Source organism: Anaerolineales bacterium (genome assembly GCA_022866145.1).
In the GTDB taxonomy this organism is placed as follows: Bacteria; Chloroflexota; Anaerolineae; order Anaerolineales; family E44-bin32; genus PFL42.
This window is the reverse complement of the sequence record JALHUE010000532.1, coordinates 1-4,148: the sequence shown is the minus strand read 5'-3', so window position 1 is coordinate 4,148 and position 4,148 is coordinate 1. Positions and strand designations below refer to the sequence as shown.

Genomic DNA, 4,148 nt, shown 5'->3' with positions numbered 1-4,148 from the left:
GGCGCCAAGTGGGTGTGCTCGCCTCCGATGCGTACTCCGGCTGACAATCAGGCGCTGTGGGAGGGGCTGACGGCGGGGGACCTGCAAACGATCGGAACCGATCACTGCCCGTTCTTCTTTGATGGAACCCAGCCAATCGAGTACGAGGGCGCCTCCGTCCGCATTCCTGGCAAGGAACTTGGCCGCGACGATTTCACCAAGATCCCCAACGGCGTGCCGGGCGTCGGGGATCGGATGCCCGTCCTGTGGACCCATGGAGTCCGCTCCGGGCGTCTCACGCAGGAGCAGTTCGTTGCCCTGACCGCGACCAATCCCGCCAAGGCTTTCGGCCTGTACCCGCGCAAGGGCGCCCTGCTTCCCGGCTCCGATGCCGATGTTGTCGTCTGGGACCCGCAGGCGCGGGTCAAGTATGGCGTGGCGGTCGCTCAGCATCGCACCGACTACAACCTGTACGAAGGGTGGGACTTGGTCGGCTTCCCCGAGCAGGTCTACCTGCGCGGCGCGCTCATCGTCGATCGCGGCCAGTGGTTGGGGAGGGCAGGGGGAGGGCAATTTCTGGAGCGGCCGTCAGGATTCACGCTGGTCTGATCGGTGCGAGGCTTCTCGGTCGGGCTGCCTGGCCAGTCGAGCATTCAACGTGCCCAGAGGCGTCGGAGACCAGGTCGGCCACGGGTCGGTATCCCTGGCCGGATCAGACCGGGTGGCCATCGGTCCTCCGAACCAGCCCGCAAACGTGAGAGCCTCGATCTGCCTCCCGGCCGGCCGCACAAGGCCCAGCACGATCCGAGCTGCGATCGCGCAGCGGGCTTTCCGAGGCGAGCAGGCTTCGAGACCTGAAGCTGGATTCCACCTGCCCGCGCAGCTCAGTCGCCGATCGGGGCGGAACGGCCGGCTGCCCCGGGGTGCACGCTGCTCCTGCCTGTCGAATTCAGCTGCCGCGCCAGGCGATGAACCAGAAGGATGCCGGCCGGGGCTGCCGGGAAGCGGGAGTGGATCGATGGACGCCGGGGGTGCCGGACTCAGGCTTGGAGCTCAGGCGGACCAGACCTGGAGTGCCAATGCCCGTCCTCGGCTCAGAGTTGAGGCTGCCGCCTCTCCGCTCGTCACTCCATGTCGCGTCCCAGGCAGTAGCTGACCGACCACCACCTGGGCATGACATCGTCCCCGACGTCGTTCGACTCGATTCTGGGAGTGTGGACGCCGCCGCCGTCCGTGAGCGCACAAGCCCCGCGTCTTTCCATGGCTTGCGCCTCGGAAGGATCCTGGAAGTCGTACCGCAGGGCGAAACTTCCCAGGTCATGTCGGGTCGCTCTCCCTGCCTGGCGGACAGAAGCCGAGCCTTCCACCAGCAATTGCTCGTCACCGCCCAGTGTGAGCATGGGGGTCGACCAATCCCGGTTCCAAGTGACGTACTCAGCGGTCAGGTACTCCGGCTTCCAGTCGAAATCCTCGCTCCAACTCCCGACGCGGACGGAACTGGAACCACCGACAACGCTGGCCGCCAGGGAAACCACAAAGTGGTGGGTTACGGGTACACACTCCCCAAACCAGCAGAACGCGAAGTACCCAGCGGTACGGTTGCCGTAGTAGTCCAACCATACCCGCAGCCCGGCGGGCACCGTGTAGTCGTTGTTCGTCAGGTCTTCTTCAGGCAACTGGCCTTCAGCGTTCAGGCGCACAGTGTAGCCCTCCAGCATGGCCTCGCGAAGATGCGACTCGATGGAAGGCCAGGTGATCGTTGTCGACTGTGCGTGCTCGAGCAGGGCCACGGCCGGCCGCAGGGGCGTGGTGATCGGGCTGCCGTCTGGGCGCAGCAGGTCGACTGACACCACCCGGTCTTCCACCGCGCCGTCACCGTCGTTGCGCACGGTCACCTGCAGCTGTGAGTCATCGCCCTCGTACTGCACTTCTTCGATGATCAAATCCGGGAGGGACGGACACCGCGGACCGTGAGAGAGCACCCCGGTGTTCTCGAGCGACTCCAGCACCCGGTCGTTGTAGTCGAGGTGCACGCAGGCCGCCTCTGGCGATTCGGCCGTCAGCGACGGATCCTGCAGGACAGCCTCCGCCAGGGGATCAAGGTAGAACAGCGGCCATGTGTGCGTCCCGGTCACTTCGCCGTCGCGGTTGGTGACGCGGACGTCCAGGTCGTGGTTGGCCCAGGCAGCGTTCCCGGCGTTGGTGATATGGAGTTGGAGCTCGCCGGTGGCCTCGTCGAGGGTGACATCGGTCAGATCGAGCCAGGGCAAGAGCAAGCCGCCGCCGGCGACACCGACCGGACCGCCCGGCGCCGGTTCGATGGTGTATTCGATACGGCAGCGAACCTCATCCTCCCAATTGCGAGTCGCGTCGAAGCTACCTTCGACAGGTCCGGACAGGAGATCGGCATCGGGAAGCGTCTCCCCCCCGGTGCAGATCGCGTTATCGTACGAGCCGCGCCGGTTGTGGTCAGCCAGGTGGAAACCGAGTTGAAGGTCCTCGCCCTCAGCCAGGGGGACCAGGAACACGTTGGCTTCGGAGTAGTCATCCCAGAAGAAGGTGTCCAGGTTGAAGCTGGACTCATTGAAGATGGTGACACTCGGGGGGTTGCCAAAGGAGTGCAGGGAGCTGTTGGCGCTGGCGAAGCCGTTGATCGGTCCCATGCCGCGAGGATCATCGTCCCCGTCGTCGCCCATGTCATAGACGTTCAGCCGCCGGAAGGTCACCAGGAACTCGCGCTCGCAGGCCTCGGTGCCCGGTTCGCCGCCGGCGAGGGTCACCGTGTTGGACGCGTCGGAGTAGGCTCCGTCGGGGTAGGGGCGGTGGAAGGCGCGCAGGGTGAAGACGTACTCCTCCCCGCACGGCGGAGCCAACCACTCTTCGGGCAGCCGGCTCTCACGCTCATCCGCCGCCACCTCGAACACCAGGTTGTCGTTCAGGAAGGCCAGGAAGCCATCGATCTCAGGTTCGGCCTCGGGTTCCGAATTGGGGGTGTAGTCCCAGCGCAGCGACTGGCGCCGGTCGTCGTAGCGCAGGTTCTGGGGCGCCGCCATGCCCGAGTCGAGTCCCTTGGGCTCGAGATCTGCGAAGCCGACGAGGTATTCCAGGTCGAAGCCGCCCTCGCCTTCGGCGCTTGCCCGCCGGCGCTCGCCGTCCCACTCCGCCGGCGGAATAGCCAACGCCAGGTGGCCAAGCTCGACGGCATCGGTCCCACCGGCGCGCACGCCGACGCATGTGATGTCGAACGGCAGGTCCGCATCGCCTGGCCACAAGAGCAAGGGCGCTTCACTGCCGGAGAAGTGCGCTCCAATGTCCCAGTGTGTCCCGCTCAGCGGAGCGAAGGACTCATCCGTTGCCGGGTCTCCGTCCGCATCGGGGAACCAGCGCGGCGGGCGACCGCCCACCGCGGCGTAGCAGTGGAGCGACTCATAGCCGGCGTTGGCTCGCAGATCCAAGGCCTCCAGGCGCAGGCCGACGAGACGCGACGACTCTCCCCCTCCCCCAGGCTGCCCCTCGGGTGCCGGTTCATCCGGAGCCTCGGGCGCTGGCTGGCCCGATGCCCCGGATGGCGGAGGCGCGTCAGACGGGATGCCGCCCAAGGGCACGATCAACTCGCTGCCGGTCGCAGGTCCGTCGGCGGGAAGGCCGGGATTTAGATCCGCCAGCTCGTCCGGCTCGATGCCGTAGTCGACGGCGATGTCCTCGAGGCTCTCGCCTTCGGAGACCGTGTGGCTCCCGATGGCTGTCGCTCCTTCGACCACGTCGACATTGACTGAGGCGTAGCCGCCAAGGCCGCGTGGGGTGAAAGCGCGCACGGTGACCCGATGCGGACCGAGCGTTGTCGGATTCCAGGCGGCGGCGAGGGTCATCGGCGAGAGCGTCTCGCCGGCCGGAGCCTCCTGCGACGCGATGATCTTCCCCTCGGCCCACAGCTCCATCCGGGTGATACCGGCGCCGGAGCGCGCCAGGGCGATGGCGGGGACATTCTGCCCGAAGGGCAGACGCTCACCATTCGCCGGGCTATGGATCAGGACGAGCGGCCGCCCCAGGTAGTCTTGTCCTCGTTGGAAGTAGCGCGGCCCGAAGAATAGCCCCAGCAACAGGCAAGCCAGGACCGCCACGACAACGACGGCCACAGTCCATCGGGTGGATCGCTTGGAGGTGGTCAT

2 protein-coding genes are annotated in these 4,148 nt (G+C 66.6%); one reads left to right on the top strand and one right to left on the bottom strand.

Going from position 1 to position 4,148, the window contains the following annotated elements; genetic code table 11:
• On the top strand, positions 1-588 hold a 588-nt coding region (locus tag MUO23_15230), incomplete at its 5' end, for an amidohydrolase family protein (GenBank protein ID MCJ7514303.1).
• A 515-nt stretch (positions 589-1,103) separates the two neighbouring features.
• On the opposite strand, the gene MUO23_15225 is transcribed toward MUO23_15230, so the two are convergent.
• Positions 1,104-4,148, bottom strand: a 3,045-nt coding sequence (locus MUO23_15225; GenBank protein MCJ7514302.1) for a LysM peptidoglycan-binding domain-containing protein, incomplete at its 5' end; no start/stop codon positions are given.